The organism is Acinetobacter puyangensis, assembly GCF_900096995.1.
In the GTDB taxonomy this organism is placed as follows: domain Bacteria; phylum Pseudomonadota; class Gammaproteobacteria; order Pseudomonadales; family Moraxellaceae; genus Acinetobacter; species Acinetobacter puyangensis.
The window spans coordinates 186,284-200,843 of record NZ_OANT01000001.1; the positions used below are offsets into that span (position 1 = coordinate 186,284).

14 protein-coding genes are annotated in these 14,560 nt (G+C 38.8%); 11 read left to right on the forward strand and 3 right to left on the reverse strand.

Annotated elements, in window-relative coordinates:
• Positions 1 to 382: 382 nt before the first annotated feature.
• Both mhpT and CRO21_RS00830 read left to right on the forward strand, forming a co-directional pair.
• Positions 383 to 1,627: a 3-(3-hydroxy-phenyl)propionate transporter MhpT gene (mhpT, locus tag CRO21_RS00825; protein ID WP_097077466.1), complete on the forward strand. Its 1,245-nt coding sequence runs from the start codon at positions 383 to 385 to the stop codon at positions 1,625 to 1,627.
• Positions 1,628 to 1,928: 301 nt separating this feature from the next.
• Positions 1,929 to 2,804 carry a LysR substrate-binding domain-containing protein gene (locus CRO21_RS00830; RefSeq protein ID WP_097077467.1) on the forward strand — a complete coding sequence of 292 codons (876 nt, stop codon included), beginning with the start codon at positions 1,929 to 1,931 and terminating at the stop codon, positions 2,802 to 2,804.
• A 37-nt stretch (positions 2,805 to 2,841) separates the two neighbouring features.
• On the opposite strand, the gene CRO21_RS00835 is transcribed toward CRO21_RS00830, so the two are convergent.
• From CRO21_RS00835 to CRO21_RS00845, 3 genes are all read right to left on the reverse strand, one after another.
• Positions 2,842 to 4,098 carry an OprD family outer membrane porin gene (locus CRO21_RS00835; protein ID WP_228150329.1) on the reverse strand — a complete coding sequence of 419 codons (1,257 nt, stop codon included), beginning with the start codon at positions 4,096 to 4,098 and terminating at the stop codon, positions 2,842 to 2,844.
• 200 nt (positions 4,099 to 4,298) lie between these two features.
• Entirely contained in the window at positions 4,299 to 5,156 is an 858-nt protein-coding gene (locus tag CRO21_RS00840) for an alpha/beta fold hydrolase (RefSeq protein ID WP_097077469.1), read from the reverse strand.
• Between the two features lie 188 nt (positions 5,157 to 5,344).
• On the reverse strand, positions 5,345 to 6,235 hold the full coding sequence (locus tag CRO21_RS00845; protein WP_097077470.1) for a LysR substrate-binding domain-containing protein: 891 nt from the start codon (positions 6,233 to 6,235) through the stop codon (positions 5,345 to 5,347).
• 220 nt (positions 6,236 to 6,455) lie between these two features.
• Between CRO21_RS00845 and hcaE the strand changes: the two genes are divergently transcribed.
• The 9 genes from hcaE to dmpG are packed head-to-tail and all read left to right on the forward strand — an operon-like array spanning position 6,456 to position 14,555.
• A complete protein-coding gene (hcaE, locus tag CRO21_RS00850; protein WP_097077471.1) occupies positions 6,456 to 7,826 on the forward strand; it encodes a 3-phenylpropionate/cinnamic acid dioxygenase subunit alpha in 1,371 nt (456 codons plus the stop codon).
• A complete protein-coding gene (gene hcaF / locus CRO21_RS00855) occupies positions 7,823 to 8,380 on the forward strand; it encodes a 3-phenylpropionate/cinnamic acid dioxygenase subunit beta (protein WP_097077472.1) in 558 nt (185 codons plus the stop codon). Before hcaE ends, hcaF begins: the two co-directional genes overlap by 4 nt.
• The gene (hcaC, locus tag CRO21_RS00860) at positions 8,380 to 8,697 is read left to right on the forward strand and encodes a 3-phenylpropionate/cinnamic acid dioxygenase ferredoxin subunit (protein WP_097077473.1); all 318 of its coding nucleotides are present in this window, start codon (positions 8,380 to 8,382) and stop codon (positions 8,695 to 8,697) included. Before hcaF ends, hcaC begins: the two co-directional genes overlap by 1 nt.
• 11 nt (positions 8,698 to 8,708) lie before the next feature.
• Positions 8,709 to 9,524, forward strand: a complete 816-nt coding sequence (hcaB, locus tag CRO21_RS00865; protein WP_097077474.1) for a 3-phenylpropionate-dihydrodiol/cinnamic acid-dihydrodiol dehydrogenase — start codon at positions 8,709 to 8,711, stop codon at positions 9,522 to 9,524.
• Between the two features lie 30 nt (positions 9,525 to 9,554).
• Complete coding sequence (locus CRO21_RS00870; RefSeq protein ID WP_097077475.1) at positions 9,555 to 10,529, forward strand: 3-carboxyethylcatechol 2,3-dioxygenase; 975 nt, start codon at positions 9,555 to 9,557, stop codon at positions 10,527 to 10,529.
• Positions 10,526 to 11,722, forward strand: a complete 1,197-nt coding sequence (hcaD, locus tag CRO21_RS00875; protein ID WP_097077476.1) for a 3-phenylpropionate/cinnamic acid dioxygenase ferredoxin--NAD(+) reductase subunit — start codon at positions 10,526 to 10,528, stop codon at positions 11,720 to 11,722. Before CRO21_RS00870 ends, hcaD begins: the two co-directional genes overlap by 4 nt.
• A 42-nt stretch (positions 11,723 to 11,764) precedes the next feature.
• Positions 11,765 to 12,559: a 2-keto-4-pentenoate hydratase gene (locus CRO21_RS00880; RefSeq protein WP_097077477.1), complete on the forward strand. Its 795-nt coding sequence runs from the start codon at positions 11,765 to 11,767 to the stop codon at positions 12,557 to 12,559.
• A 12-nt stretch (positions 12,560 to 12,571) separates the two neighbouring features.
• Complete coding sequence (locus CRO21_RS00885; RefSeq protein WP_097077478.1) at positions 12,572 to 13,513, forward strand: acetaldehyde dehydrogenase (acetylating); 942 nt, start codon at positions 12,572 to 12,574, stop codon at positions 13,511 to 13,513.
• A 10-nt stretch (positions 13,514 to 13,523) separates the two neighbouring features.
• Entirely contained in the window at positions 13,524 to 14,555 is a 1,032-nt protein-coding gene (dmpG, locus tag CRO21_RS00890; RefSeq protein WP_097077479.1) for a 4-hydroxy-2-oxovalerate aldolase, read from the forward strand.
• The last annotated feature ends 5 nt before the right edge of the window (positions 14,556 to 14,560 follow it).

Genomic DNA, 14,560 nt, shown 5'->3' on the forward strand with positions numbered 1-14,560 from the left:
CTAAATCAATATGATGTGAATGTGCATCAATTTTATCCGAAGCGTGAACATGATTTGAAGATTCGCTTAATCCTTCTTAGCGCAATTGGTGTGCCGATCAAAAAAGCTTTTGAAAAGATAGTCAGATTATTTTTAATAGTTTAGGGCGATAATTTATCAATGTATTTCTATTAATTATGATGTTTATGCTAAATATTTATTGGTTTTTTCGCTACTATTATAGTTAAATCAAATAAATAATTTTATAAAAATTTATAAATATAAGTAAGTTGAGTATATGGTTTGATTTTTAAGCCCTGTCAATAGTTGGCGATATGAATAGTCGAGGAAATAACAATATGAAAATATAGGAGTGGGATTATCAAGACAAAGGAAAGTCTATATGGAACGTGATACAAGCGAAGATCAAAAAACCTCACCGATTACGGTGTTTCTCTGTTTCGTGGTGGCTGTCATTGAAGGATTGGATTTACAAGCCGCAGGTATAGCAGCGACTGGCATTAGAGAATATTTTTCACTTACATCTGAACAATTGGGAATATTTTTTAGTGCAGGAATTTTAGGATTATTGCCAGGGACGTTATTGGGTGGACGTTATGCAGATAAAATTGGTCGTAAAAAAGTATTGATTATTGCTGTGGCAATATTTGCGGTATTTACGTTATTTACAGTTTGGGTCAATAGTTTCTCTACTTTATTATTGGTGCGCTTTTTGGCCGGTGTTGGTATGGGAGCAGCGTTGCCGAATTTAATTACCTTGGCATCAGAAGCGGCTACGCCTAAAAATAGAGGACGGGCAGTTGGATTAATGTATTGTGGTTTACCTGTAGGGGCATTGCTGTTGTCATTTTGGGCGGCATATGATCCCACAGGTAACTGGAAATCTATTTTTTATTTAGGCGGTATTGCGCCTTTATTGGTGATTCCATTAATGATTTATTGGTTGCCAGAATCCAGAGAGTATCTACAGTCCATTAAAAATAAAGTACTACAAGTGAATGAACAAAGTGCCTTTAAGGTGATTCTACAAAGTCCATTTATTTTACGGACACTGTTGTTGTGGGTCAGTTATTTCTTTACCCTAATGGTGGTATATATCATGTTAAGCTGGCTGCCTACACTCTTTATGGAATTAGGGTTTAGTCGCCAACAAGGTAGTATGGCACAAGTGTTTTTTATGATCGGTGCTTTCTTTGGGACCATTATTTTAGGCATGCTGATTGATCGCTGGAATAAAGTATTGGTGATTATTTTAATGTATATCGGGATTCTAGCGGGTTTACTCAGTTTAAATGCGGCAACCACATTATCACAAATTTATATGGCAGCGGCATTAACAGGTACATTTACCATTGGTGGACAAGGTGTTTTATACACATTTGGTAGCTTGGTTTATCCTGCGCATTTAAGAGGAACTGGCGTTGGTACAGCTTCTGCCATTGGGCGAGTTGGGGCTATGCTTGGGCCGACAATTGCCGGTTTTATTGTGGCATCAGGTGCAGGCGCATCAGGCGTATTTACCGCAGCTATACCCGGTATTGTCTTGTCTGCCATTATTATGGTGATTTTATCTAAAAAACTGGCTGTTACCCAACCTGTAGTTAAAATGGATAAACAAGTGGTCTGATCATATTAAAACTATTTATCTATGGGAGGCTGTCATGAAGGTTCATGTTCAGTTCCTCCCTTGTGATATATGGTGTGCTTAGTCATTTATGAGGTCAAGCTGGACATGATTTATACAAAAAATGGGAAGATTATTGGGAGCTTGATTGCTCGAATTTGAAAAGGAGAAGTTCGTTATTTTAATAAGGAGGAATGCTTTTAAAGGCAGCCTCATTTTATGCTTTATATAGATCATAAATATTTGATGTGTTTTTCCATAATGGATGTGGAAAAACAGCAGATAAAAAGTAAGGAAGGGAATCATGCTTGCTTTAAGACATTTAAGGTATTTTGTCGCTATTAGTGAAGAAATTAGTTTTGTTGCTGCTGCAAAAAAGCTTAATACAGTCCAGTCATCTTTAAGTCAGCAAATGAAGGATTTGGAAGACTATATTGGTGTGGATTTATTTGAAAGAGGAAGTCGAGTAATCGCACTTACTAAAACGGGCGAAGTATTTTTACAAGAAGCTAAAAAAGCTCTGATTGAGGCTGAAAAAACCCAAAATTTTGCCATGAAGCTTAAAGGTCGCGCTAAAGACTTAAAGATAGGCATGATGATTGGTGTTGAAGTCAAAATTCCAAAATACTTTATAGAAACGATTAAGCAAAATAGTGCGACGATGCAAGTCGAAATTATCAGTGCTATGAGTTTGCCATTGATTCAGATGTTGGAAAAGGGTGAAATTGATATCGCTTTTAGTCGTAGTAATATCAATAATCAGGATATTAGTAGTCATGAATTCTTGGTAGAAGATCTGCTTATTATTCTACCTAAAGATCATCCTTTAAATAAATATTCACACATACCAGTCAAAGAGTTAAATGGTATAAATCTGGTTATCCCAGCTTTGGAGCATGCACCGGAGTTATATAACAAAATTTTGAAGATATTTACTGACCATCATATCGAGCCAAATATTGTTGCTGAAACAGAAAATCCTTTTGTCACCATGAGCTATGTCAATATGGGTATGGGAATTACGATTTTACCAGATAATATTCGAACGATTGCAACAAACGATGTAACGATTAAAAAATTTTTACGTATTCAACCGAAGATTTCATTGTTTATGAATTATCGTAATAGTGAAAAGCCTTCATTAGAACATTTGTTGCATAAGATAATTAGAAGTGCGTAAAATAACTGCCGATATTTGAATATCGGCAGTTATTTAATTATTTAAATTTCCATGTGTAGTCGATATTAATACGGGTTTCGTGTGCTGGTTTAAATGTGGCATTTTGGCTAAAGTTATTATCATATATGCCATAACGTCCACGTAATCCTAGGCCTTTAAATTTTCCGGTAGGGATGACGTAGTGCAGATCAAAATCCAAACTGTCTTCATGGAGGTTTGTGCCACCAAGATGCGGTAAGTTAATATGATCCCCTCGTGTATATCGTGTCATGAATTTAAGACCTGGAATATAGCTTTTAAAGTCATAGTCGTAGCGAATAGCATATACTTTTTCTTTTGGATTCAAAAAATCTGTACTCCAGCCATCAATAAAAATTAATACTTCGCCACCTGATAAATAAGGATGGGCGGTACTACCAAAATTTTGCATGGTACTTAAAGTCAATGTATGTTGATGATAGTTAAATCCGAGATTTGCAGTGAGTAATGTATTATCTATTTTTCCAGCCAAAGCCTGACCATTCTCCTGACTATTCCAAAGGCGAATGTCCGTAATTAAATTAAGATGATCTTGTAACGCAGAAGTTTTTTTAAAGGTAAATGCTGACTGTTCATAAATATCCTTTGCTATCGCATAATATAAGCCTGTTTGTGTTGATGGGGAAAATTGGTATTTCCCACCAATATAATTAAAATGATCACTTGATGCTGCTTTAAAACGGCCATTAAATGCGATATTAGATAAATCCTCATGATTGGTTGAGTCTCGGTGATTAACGTGTTCAATATAGCCTGCTGTCAGCTCTAAGTTATCAAAATCTTTAGAATCAAAGCTAATACCTTGAAAAGTTTGGGGTAAAAGCCGAGAAACTGAACCAAAGATAACAGGATTCCATGGATGGACAGTACCTGCTTTAAGTTCTGTATCCTGATATTTTAATTTTGCCGTAATACCGATCTCACTTGCAGTATTTGAACGTTCACGCGTCGTACTATTTGTAGGTAATAAGCCACTTCCTAGATAATCAGGATCTGCATGTAATTTAATAGAGGTAAGGCCTTGTATATCCAGTCCTACTCCTATTTTTCCTTCAGTATAGCCAGACTTGAAGTTAAATATAAAACCTTGCGCCCAATCTTGCGCACCAGAGAGGGTATTATTATTGGTAAAATTACGATCTAAATAATAATTTCTGCTGGTAAGTGACGCTGTTGATTGCTCAATGAAATCATTGGCTTGGCTATTCAATGGCAATACGCATCCTGCCATTATTATTACAGTGATCCTTTTCATAGATATTCCTTAAATTTACAAAAATCCTTTTGTTTTTTTATTATATTGATTTGTAATTTAAAAAAATAATTTAAAAAATAGTTATTTGTTTTTATGAAAACTATATATATATAAAATCAGCCTATTTATAAAATAGACTGTTAAAATTAAAAAATATAAGAATACGGTTTTCTGATCTAAAAATATAAATATCAACAGGTTTAGCTTATATGTTGATTCAGATAATTACTTACAATAAGATTAAATTCTTCAGATTTTTCCACTTGGGACCAATGCCCGCATTGATTGAAAATATGTGCATCAGCAGTGGAAACAGTGTTGAGAATATCCCACGTTCGACTAACTGGAATGACGACATCTTGTACGCCATGGATCAATAATACAGGCAAGTCAATCTGTTTCATTTTTTCAAAATCGAGTGGAAATTCAAAACGGTCACGATCCCGTGCTGCAACAACATCTAGCAATCGCGCATTGGCATAATCATTTTTTGCCGCTTCTAGACGAACTTGAACCAATTCATCTGTAATCAGTGTCTTATCAACCACAAACATTTCTAATGTTTTACGAATTCCTGCTAATGACAGTTCCGGATTGGCGTGTTGTTTTAGTGCGGCTGTTTGTTTGGCTCCCCCTGTTCCCATGGAAATAATCCCGAGCAGGCGTTCTGGATAGTCCAGTGCCATCTGAAACGCAAGCCATCCACCTAGAGAGTTGCCAATCACCCAAGTTTTTTCAATTCCTTTTGCATCTAGAAAGCGAATCGCATGTTCTACCCATTGCTTGATGCCATAAGCCGTATGATCTGCAACGACAGTCTGTCCATAGCCTATAGAATCAATGGCATAACAATGCCCAATCTGGCTAAGGTGTTGCAGATTTAACCACCAGTTTGCTGCTGCTGAAACACCTGTACCTGACCCGTGTAGAAATAATAACGGTGTACCTGTACCTAACTCATGATAATGTGTCAGCTCATCTGTAGCGGTTTCGATCCATTGATCCTGTAAACCAAAGAATGGATCGGTTTTATAATTTGGTATTTCCATTGCACACATAACGAATCCCTGTGATTAAAAAATGTATCAAATATGAAAGTAAAAGCAGTTAAGCTTTTGTTGGTATTCAATGGCGGATTTAATCGGGTATAAAAACTAAACCATCATGGAATTATGATGGCTGAATTTAAAATTGATGACTAATATAAATTTTGTGCGATCCAATCTATATTCCCTATAATTAACGATTAGAAAGGGCTTCTTTTTTTCAATTCATCCATAAATTTGGCAATATTCATTTGATTATTACGTTTATTGTAACAGGCATATAAATCTAATAGAGGTAATTCGGTTGTTAACTCTCGTACTACGATGGATTTATTGTTTTTGACAATGGGACGAACATAGTCCGGTAAAATTGCACAGCCTAATCCCATACTGACTGAGTTAATATTAAATAAAATATTGGCAGCATGCTGGATGTAGTTAATCTGGATGTGGTGTGTATGAAAAAAATTTCGAATGGTGCTGTGTAAGGTTGGCGCATGTGTCTCTGATGGAATAATCAGCGAAATATGATTTAACATCTCGAGCGTTATTTGTTCTGCTTTACTCAGCGCATGTTGCTCAGGAAGTAGAAATATCATTTTTTCTTTTAAAATAAGATGGTTGGAAATGGCTGATGTCGCTATTTTCTCTCGGATAATCGCAATGTCCAGTTCGCCATTTTCTAGTGCATGATATTGTTCAATCGCATCCATACTTTGTAGCGACAATTTTAAATCGGGATTTTCAAAACGCAACATGGGGAGTAGATAAGGAAAAACCTTACTCTCAGCAACAGGTACAAAACCAATTCTGAGTACATTTTTTTGCGCTTTAGCTGCCAAACGGGTTTTATCAATCGCTTTTTCGACTTGTTCCAAAGTCGCATAGGCATAGGGTAGTAAGTAGTTACCTTCTTGGGTGAGTTCAACTTTACGTTTGGTACGATGAAACAAGTGAAAACCCAATTCATCTTCAAGACATTTAATTTGTTGGCTTAATGAGGGTTGAGCAGTAAATAATTTTTGTGCCGCTTTACTGAAATTAAGCTCCTCTGCAACAGTAACAAAATAACGTAAATGACGTAACTCCATAATGCATCATCCTTAATTGGGTTTATCCATAAAAACAACTAACCATAACATGTATAGGTTTTTTCCAATGAAAAACCACGCATCTCCTTTCTAAAGTAAAGCATTTATTAATTAGTCTCGTCTATTTATGAATATATAAAAACTATTTCACTTGTAAGGTTTTTAAACCCATCATGTTTTTAAATTGATTGTTTATGTACAGAGACTATGGAGAGTTTACATGAATAACAACAGGATTAATGCCTTAAATATTGATCACTTGGTTGATGCCAAACATGGGCGGATTACCCCATCGATTTATACTGATCCAGAAATTTATGAGTTAGAGCTTGAACGTATTTTTGGACGTTGTTGGCTGTTTTTATGTCATGAAAGCCATATTCCTAAAGCTGGCGACTTTTTTAATACTTATATGGGTGAAGACCCGATTATTGTTATACGTCAAAAAGATGGTTCTATTAAAGCATTATTAAATCAGTGTCGTCATCGTTCCATGCGGGTCAGTTATGCCGATTGTGGAAATACACGGGCTTTTACTTGCCCTTACCATGGTTGGTCATATGGTATTGATGGAGCACTTAAAGATATTCCATTAGAAGAGATTATTTATCCACATGGTGCTTGTAAAGACAAATGGGGATTAGTTGAAGTCGCCCGTGTCGAAATTTATAAAGGATTGATTTTTGGGTGTTGGGATGAAAATACCCCAGATCTACTGAACTATATGGGCGATATTGCCTGGTATCTTGATGGTGTGCTGGATCGTCGTGAAGGTGGTTCAGAAATTGTCGGTGGTGTACATAAATGGGAAATAGATTGTAACTGGAAATTTGCTGCGGAGCAGTTTGCTTCGGACCAATATCATGTATTGGTATCCCACGCTTCTGCCGTACAGGTACTTGGTGGTAAACAAGATGATGCCTCCACGAATCAGTTAGGTGATGCCCAAACAGCACGTCCGGTTTGGGAAACTGCCAAGGATAATCTCCAATATGGACAGCAGGGACATGGGTCAGGTTTTTTCTTTACAGAAAAGCCAGATGCAAATTTTTGGGTTGATGGCGAAGTTGCCAATTATTTCCGTGAAACCTATGAGGAAGCCAAAAATCGTCTTGGTGAGGTTCGGGCATTACGTTTGGCTGGGCATAACACCATGTTTCCCACATTATCCTGGTTGAATGGTACCGCAACCATCCGTATCTGGCATCCCCGTGGTCCGAATAAAACAGAAGTTTGGGCATTTTGTATTACAGACAAGGCCGCACCAGCCCATATCAAGGAAGCCTTTGAACGTTCAGCGAGTCGTGCATTTGGTCCCGCAGGTTTTGCCGAAGCGGATGATGGTGAAAACTGGATTGAAATTCAAAAAGTTTTGCGAGGTTATAAGGCCAGACAAAATAAGCTCATTGTGGAAATGGGCATTGGACGGGAAAAACGTCGTGAAGACGGTATTCCAGGAATTACGAATCATATTTTTTCTGAAACAGCTGCACGTGCCATGTATCGACGTTGGGCTGATTTATTAATTCATGAGGATTGGAATGACGTAGAAAATGCTACGGCACAATATGAGAAGGAGCTTGTCGGATGAACCAAATCGTCACACCTTTGACATCATCGCCTTTGCCACAACAGATTGATTGCAATCTTTATCATGAGATTAGTCAATTTATGTATGCAGAAGCACAATTAGTAGATGACTGGAACTTTCGGGCCTGGTTGGATGTGTTAGCAGAAGATATTTTATATACCTTAAAAACGACTACCAATGCTCAAACTAGAGATAGACGTAAAAGTATTTCTCCGCCCTCGACATGGATATTTAATGACAGTAAGCATGTTCTTGAACGTCGTGTCGCAAAGCTGGAAACAGGAATGTCTTGGTCAGAAGAACCCCCATCACGCACTCGACATCTGATCACCAATATTCGAGTGGAGGCTATGCAGGTCGATGCTGAATACAAAGTTTATAGCAACTACCTGTTATATCGTTCGCAAAAAGAAAAGGACATCATGATTTATGTGGGTAAGCGTGAAGACATTATCCGCAAAATTGATACAGGCTTGGGTTGGCTGATTAGCAAACGCGATATTACTTTGGATCAGGCAACCTTAACTTCTCATAACATCACAGTGTTTTTCTAATGGATAAGATTTTTATTTGTCAGATTAATGAATTGGAAGAAGGTGAAGCCCTAAAGATCGATTGTGATCTTGATGGAATAAAGGCCATTGCAGTTTTTAATTTTAATGGTGAGTTTTTTGCCATGAATGATAAGTGTAGCCATGGTAATGCTTCGATGTCAGAAGGCTATCTTGAAGATGATGGAACAGTGGAATGTCCATTACATGCTTCACGTTTTTGTTTGAAAACCGGTGTACCTCAATGTGTTCCTGCGACAGATCCGATTCAAACATTCCCGGTAAGAATTGAAGATGGCTCACTTTATGTCGAGTTGTAAAAGGAGTTGTTATGGGCTGGCTAAAAGATGAAGTTGTCTTAATTACAGGCGGAGGTTCTGGACTCGGACTGGCTCTGGTTGAGCGATTTATCGAGGAGGGGGCTTTAATTTCGGTATTACAACGTTCCGCTTCTAAAGTAGCGACTTTAAAAGCACGGTATGGCGAAAAAATTGTTGTGGTTGAAGGCGATGTTGTGAGATATCAAGACAATTTAAACGCTGTAAATGAAACAGTTCATCGCTTTGGAAAACTAGATTGTTTTATCGGTAATGCAGGTATTTGGGACCACTATGCAGACATTGTCAATATGTCAGGTGAACAACTGGATCAAGCATTTGATGAAATCATGGGAATTAATAGCAAAGCTTTTATTCTAGGTGCCAAAGCTGCCCTCAATGAGTTAATGAAATCTGAAGGTTCAATTATTTTGACGTTATCAAATGCTGCACTTTACTCGGCAGGTGGCGGACCAATTTACACGGCGTCCAAGCATGCTGGCGTAGGAATTATGAAAGAACTGGCTTATGAGCTTGCACCTAAGGTCCGTGTAAATGCTGTTGCACCTTCTGGCATGAACGTCAACATCAAAGGTGCAGCATCTTTAGGGCAGGAGAATTTAGGACTTCTGGATGCCAGAGATCCTGAAAAAATTGCGAGGGGAATGCCGTTAAATTTTCTTCCGGAACCAGAAGATATGACGGGTGCGTATGTCTTATTAGCTTCGCGTCAAAATAATCGGCCTTTAAGTGGTGTGCTCATTAATGCTGATTGTGGATTAGGCATCCGTGGATTAAGACAACCACGAGCAGAATTATTTCATTATTAAAAATTTAAAAGCTTAAAAGAAGGATCGATTATGGCTGTCAAACTAATATGTGCTTCACATAGTCCATTAATGGAATTTGCTTCTCCACAAGATCAGACGCAAGAAAAGAATGTTCGTGATACCTTTAAACAATTGGCTGAAAAGGTTAAGGAATATGATCCAACGCTTATTATTGCGTATGGCCCTGATCATTTTAATGGTTTTTTTTATGACTTAATGCCCAGCTTCTGTGTCGGGATAAGGGCGACAGCGGCAGGGGATTGGAATTATGGACCAGGTGAGATAAACGTTCCTGAAGATACTGCAAAGTTGCTTATTCGTTCTGTTTTAGATGATGGTATCGATATTGCCTATTCTTACCGTATGCAAGCTGATCATGGTGTCACTCAACCATTACATTTTTTATGTGATGGTCAATTAAATCGTTATGCCACGATTCCAATTTTTATTAATTCAGCTGCTGTTCCGTTACCTACAGTACAAAGAACGATTCAATTAGGAAAAGCGGTGGGTCAATTTTTAAAAACTTTAAAATTGGAAAACGAACGGATTTTAATTCTAGGGACTGGCGGCCTTTCACATGATCCACCCACACCTCAAATTGGTTCTGTTCCACCTGAGATGGAGGAATTTTTAATCGCTGGTCGCAATCCAAGTCCTGAATCAAGAAATATACGTCAATCCAAAGTGATTGCCGTGGGCCAAAAGCTGGCTTCAGGTGATAAATCTGTAGCAGTACCGCTTAATTCACAATGGGACAAGAATTTACTCGAATTATTTAAAAAAGCTGATTTTGATACGCTGTTAAAAATGACAGAAGAGGACATTCGAGAACAAGGCGGACGTGGCGGACAAGAAGTGCGTTGCTGGATTGCGGCGTTGGCGACAATGCAAACACTGGGTGAATATGAAATGGAAATTCACTGTTATGAAGCAATCAGTGAATGGATTGCAGGTTTCAGTATCGTATCAGCGGAGTTCCAGAATAAAGGATTATACATATGACGACAAATACGATTGCTATTATTGGTGCAGGTCAGGCCGGAGCCAGTGCAATTTTGGAACTTCGACATCATCAATATACTGGCAAGATTATTTTGATTGGTGATGAGGCTCACCTGCCTTATGAAAGACCACCACTATCGAAAGATGTGATTTTAAAACCGGATGAAACTAAGGTTGAGATTTTATCTAAGCAAAAGCTTCAAGAACTGGATGTCACAGTGATTTTGAACAGCAAGGTTAAAAAGCTTAATCGGGAGGCACATTCTGTAGAACTGGAAAGCGGAGAACATATTTATTATGACAAGTTGTTAATCGCAACAGGTGCCTCGCCACGACGTTTACCAATGATAGATGCATTGGGTAAACATGTTTATACCCTTCGTAATCTGGAAGATGCTCAAGCACTCATTCAGGTTTTGCAGCCGAATCGCCATGTAATTTTAATCGGAGGCGGCGTTATTGGCCTTGAATTGGCTTCATCAGCAAGGGCTAAAGGCACAAAAGTTACTTTGATTGAATCAGGTTCAACATTAATGAGGCGTTGTGTACCGAATATTTTAAGTGATTTCCTCCTTGCACAGCATCGACAAGCAGGTGTTGATATTCGACTTGAAACTCAAATTACACATTCACGGTTAGAGGGTGAACGTGTTGTTGTGCAACTCAATCATCAAGAAGAGCTAGAAGCGGATGCAATTATCTACGGTATTGGTGTGATCCCTAATACCAGGTTGGCATTCGACGCTGGTTTAGATATTGAATGTGCAATAAAAGTAAATGAAAACTGCCAAACTTCGGATCCAGATATCTATGCAGCAGGGGATGTTGCAACGCAACTACGCGAAAATGGTGAATATTTACGTGTCGAGACTTGGGAAAATGCAAATCTTCAAGCAGGAATTTTTGCCCGGCATGTGATGACAATTATGCCGCCTAAAGCGAATCCCCCTTGGTTTTGGACAGACCAGTTGAATTTTAATATCCAGTGTGCTGGTGATATGACTGCCAAGGATTGGAAAATCAGTGAGATGGACGATTTAAAAAATACCTCCTCATTTATTGCGTATGGATTGAAAGATGACATCGTTGTTGCAGGCATTACTGTAAATGCTGCTAAGAAAATGAGAGCGATCAAAAAAATTATTACTAATAAGCAATCATTGGCAAGTTTAACAGAAACCGCCAAGTCGTGAATTTGCATGAGTTAGGCACATATTTTTGAAGGAAGAGAACAAATGCAAATAGAAAATTTAATGCAATCCATTGCAAAGTCTTTAAGTCAGGCCGAATCAACCCGTGTTGCGATAGAGCCTATTCGTATGCGATTAGATGAGAACACTTCAAATGTAGATTTTGCTTATGCCGTGCAAGATATAAATACGCAGCAAGGCTTAGCAAAAGGACGAAAATTGGTGGGGCGCAAGATTGGCTTAACCTCAAAAGTTGTGCAAGTTCAATTGGGGGTAGATCAACCTGACTTTGGAATGTTGTTTGCTGATATGGCATATGGTGATGGCGAAGCGATTCCATTTAATCGTTTTATACAGCCTAAAGTTGAGGCGGAAATTGCATTGGTTTTACAACAAGATCTTACCCAAACAACCCACACCTATGCCGATATTATTTCTGCAACTGCTTATGCCTTGCCTGCCATAGAAATTGTGGATAGTCGTATTGAAAACTGGAAGATCAGTTTGATTGATACGGTGGCAGATAATGCTTCTTCTGCCGCATTTGTATTGGGGTCACGTCCCGTCAAATTAGATCACTTGGATTTAGTAAATTGCAGGATGCAAATGCATCGGAAAGATGAACTCGTCTCGCAGGGAGAAGGACGGGCTTGTCTTGCGAATCCGCTAAATGCTGCGATTTGGTTGGCGGATGAAATGGTTCGTCGAGGTCGTCCATTACTGGCAGGAGATATTGTATTGACCGGAGCATTAGGACCAATGGTGGTGGTTAAGCCCGATGATGAATTTATTGTGAATATTGACGGTTTTGGCACTGTTACTGCTTTATTTGGAAAATAGGACGAAATGATCATGGAAAGAATTAAATGTGCAATTATTGGATCGGGAAATATTGGAACTGACTTGATGATTAAAATCATGCGTAACTCTCAATATTTGCAAGTTGGTGCAATGGTTGGCGTGGATCCAAAGTCAGATGGTTTAGCTAGAGCAGCGCGTTTTGGCTTTGAAACCACTGCCGACAGTGTGGAAGGATTATTAAAACTTTCATGTTTTAAAGAAATAAAAATTGTCTTTGATGCAACTTCAGCAGGTGCACATACTCATCATAATCAAGTTCTACAACAATATGGCATTCAAGTGATTGATTTGACCCCCGCAGCGATAGGTCCTTATGTCGTTCCGGTTGTGAATCTGGATGAACATTTGGACGCTTCAAATATCAATATGGTGACATGTGGTGGTCAAGCCACTATTCCCATGGTACACGCAGTATCAAGAATAGCAAAAGTACATTATGCAGAGATTATTGCCTCAATTGCCAGTAAGTCTGCCGGACCAGGTACACGGGCAAATATTGATGAGTTTACGGAAACCACTTCAAAAGCGATTGAGGAAGTTGGAGGTGCGCAAAAGGGTAAAGCGATTATTATTATGAATCCAGCTGAACCCCCCTTAATCATGCGTGATACGGTTTATTGTCTGGTTGAAGCTGGAGCAAATCAAGATGCTATTCAAGCATCAATTCAAGAGATGGCCAATGCTGTAAATGCATATGTACCCGGTTATCGCTTAAAACAGCAAGTACAGTTTGAAGAATTTGATGCCAATCATCCTTTAAATATTCCGGGTATTGGAAAGCTGCCAGGTTTAAAAGTCTCTATTTTCTTGGAAGTGGAAGGCGCTGCCCATTATCTACCTGCTTATGCTGGTAATTTAGATATTATGACCAGTGCAGCTTTAGCTGCTGCTGAGCGTTTTGCAGAAATTCATTTAAATAAAAAGATTGCATAAGGAGATCAGAATGTTAGACAAGGAACGGAAAATTTATGTTTCAGATGTCACTTTGCGTGATGGAATGCATGCGATTCGCCATCAATATACGCTACCACAGGTCAGAGCAATTGCTCGTGCGCTGGACGAGGCTGGTGTAGATAGTATTGAGGTTGCACATGGTGATGGTTTACAAGGTTCTAGTTTTAACTATGGTTTTGGAGCACATACTGATTTGGAGTGGATTGAGGCGGTGGCGAGTGAAGTCAAGCATGCCAAAGTCGCAACCCTATTATTACCAGGTATTGGTACAGTACATGATTTAAAGGCCGCCTATGATGCAGGTGCTCGCATCGTTCGAGTAGCAACACATTGTACCGAAGCAGATGTGTCTCGCCAGCATATTGAGTATGCACGTGAATTAGGAATGGATACGGTTGGCTTTTTGATGATGAGCCACATGAATTCGCCCGAGAAATTGGCAGAACAAGGTCGTCTTATGGAAAGTTATGGTGCGCAGTGTGTTTATATTGTCGATTCTGGCGGTGCCATGAATATGTATGACATTGCAGATCGTTTTAAGGCCATGAAGGATGTTTTAAAACCTGAAACTGAAACAGGAATGCATGCTCACCATAATCTAAGTTTGGGGGTTGCCAACAGTATTGTTGCTTTAGAACATGGCTGTAATCGTATTGATGCTAGTTTGGCAGGTATGGGGGCTGGCGCTGGGAATGCGCCTCTAGAAGTATTTATTGCAGCAGTAGAACGTATGGGTTTAAACCATGGATGTGATGTAAAACGATTAATTGATGCCGCGGAAGACATTGTCAGACCATTACAGGAGCGTCCTGTTCGAGTAGATCGAGAAACTTTGGCACTAGGCTATGCTGGCGTGTATTCAAGTTTTTTGCGACATACTGAGGCTGCCGCAAAAAAATATGATTTATCCGCATTCGACATTTTGGTAGAGCTAGGTAAACGGCGTATGGTTGGTGGTCAGGAAGACATGATCATAGATGTCGCTTTGAATATGTTAAAACAACGGGAAAGTGTTGTTTAATTGGT

Bases quoted from the DNA above. Each gene is read 5' to 3' on its own strand.
- mhpT (WP_097077466.1), top strand. From the start codon at position 383: ATGGAACGTGATACAAGCGAAGATCAAAAAACCTCACCGATTACGGTG.
- CRO21_RS00830 (WP_097077467.1), top strand. From the start codon at position 1,929: ATGCTTGCTTTAAGACATTTAAGGTATTTTGTCGCTATTAGTGAAGAA.
- CRO21_RS00835 (WP_228150329.1), bottom strand. From the start codon at position 4,098: ATGAAAAGGATCACTGTAATAATAATGGCAGGATGCGTATTGCCATTG.
- CRO21_RS00840 (WP_097077469.1), bottom strand. From the start codon at position 5,156: ATGTGTGCAATGGAAATACCAAATTATAAAACCGATCCATTCTTTGGT.
- CRO21_RS00845 (WP_097077470.1), bottom strand. From the start codon at position 6,235: ATGGAGTTACGTCATTTACGTTATTTTGTTACTGTTGCAGAGGAGCTT.
- hcaE (WP_097077471.1), top strand. From the start codon at position 6,456: ATGAATAACAACAGGATTAATGCCTTAAATATTGATCACTTGGTTGAT.
- hcaF (WP_097077472.1), top strand. From the start codon at position 7,823: ATGAACCAAATCGTCACACCTTTGACATCATCGCCTTTGCCACAACAG.
- hcaC (WP_097077473.1), top strand. From the start codon at position 8,380: ATGGATAAGATTTTTATTTGTCAGATTAATGAATTGGAAGAAGGTGAA.
- hcaB (WP_097077474.1), top strand. From the start codon at position 8,709: ATGGGCTGGCTAAAAGATGAAGTTGTCTTAATTACAGGCGGAGGTTCT.
- CRO21_RS00870 (WP_097077475.1), top strand. From the start codon at position 9,555: ATGGCTGTCAAACTAATATGTGCTTCACATAGTCCATTAATGGAATTT.
- hcaD (WP_097077476.1), top strand. From the start codon at position 10,526: ATGACGACAAATACGATTGCTATTATTGGTGCAGGTCAGGCCGGAGCC.
- CRO21_RS00880 (WP_097077477.1), top strand. From the start codon at position 11,765: ATGCAAATAGAAAATTTAATGCAATCCATTGCAAAGTCTTTAAGTCAG.
- CRO21_RS00885 (WP_097077478.1), top strand. From the start codon at position 12,572: ATGGAAAGAATTAAATGTGCAATTATTGGATCGGGAAATATTGGAACT.
- dmpG (WP_097077479.1), top strand. From the start codon at position 13,524: ATGTTAGACAAGGAACGGAAAATTTATGTTTCAGATGTCACTTTGCGT.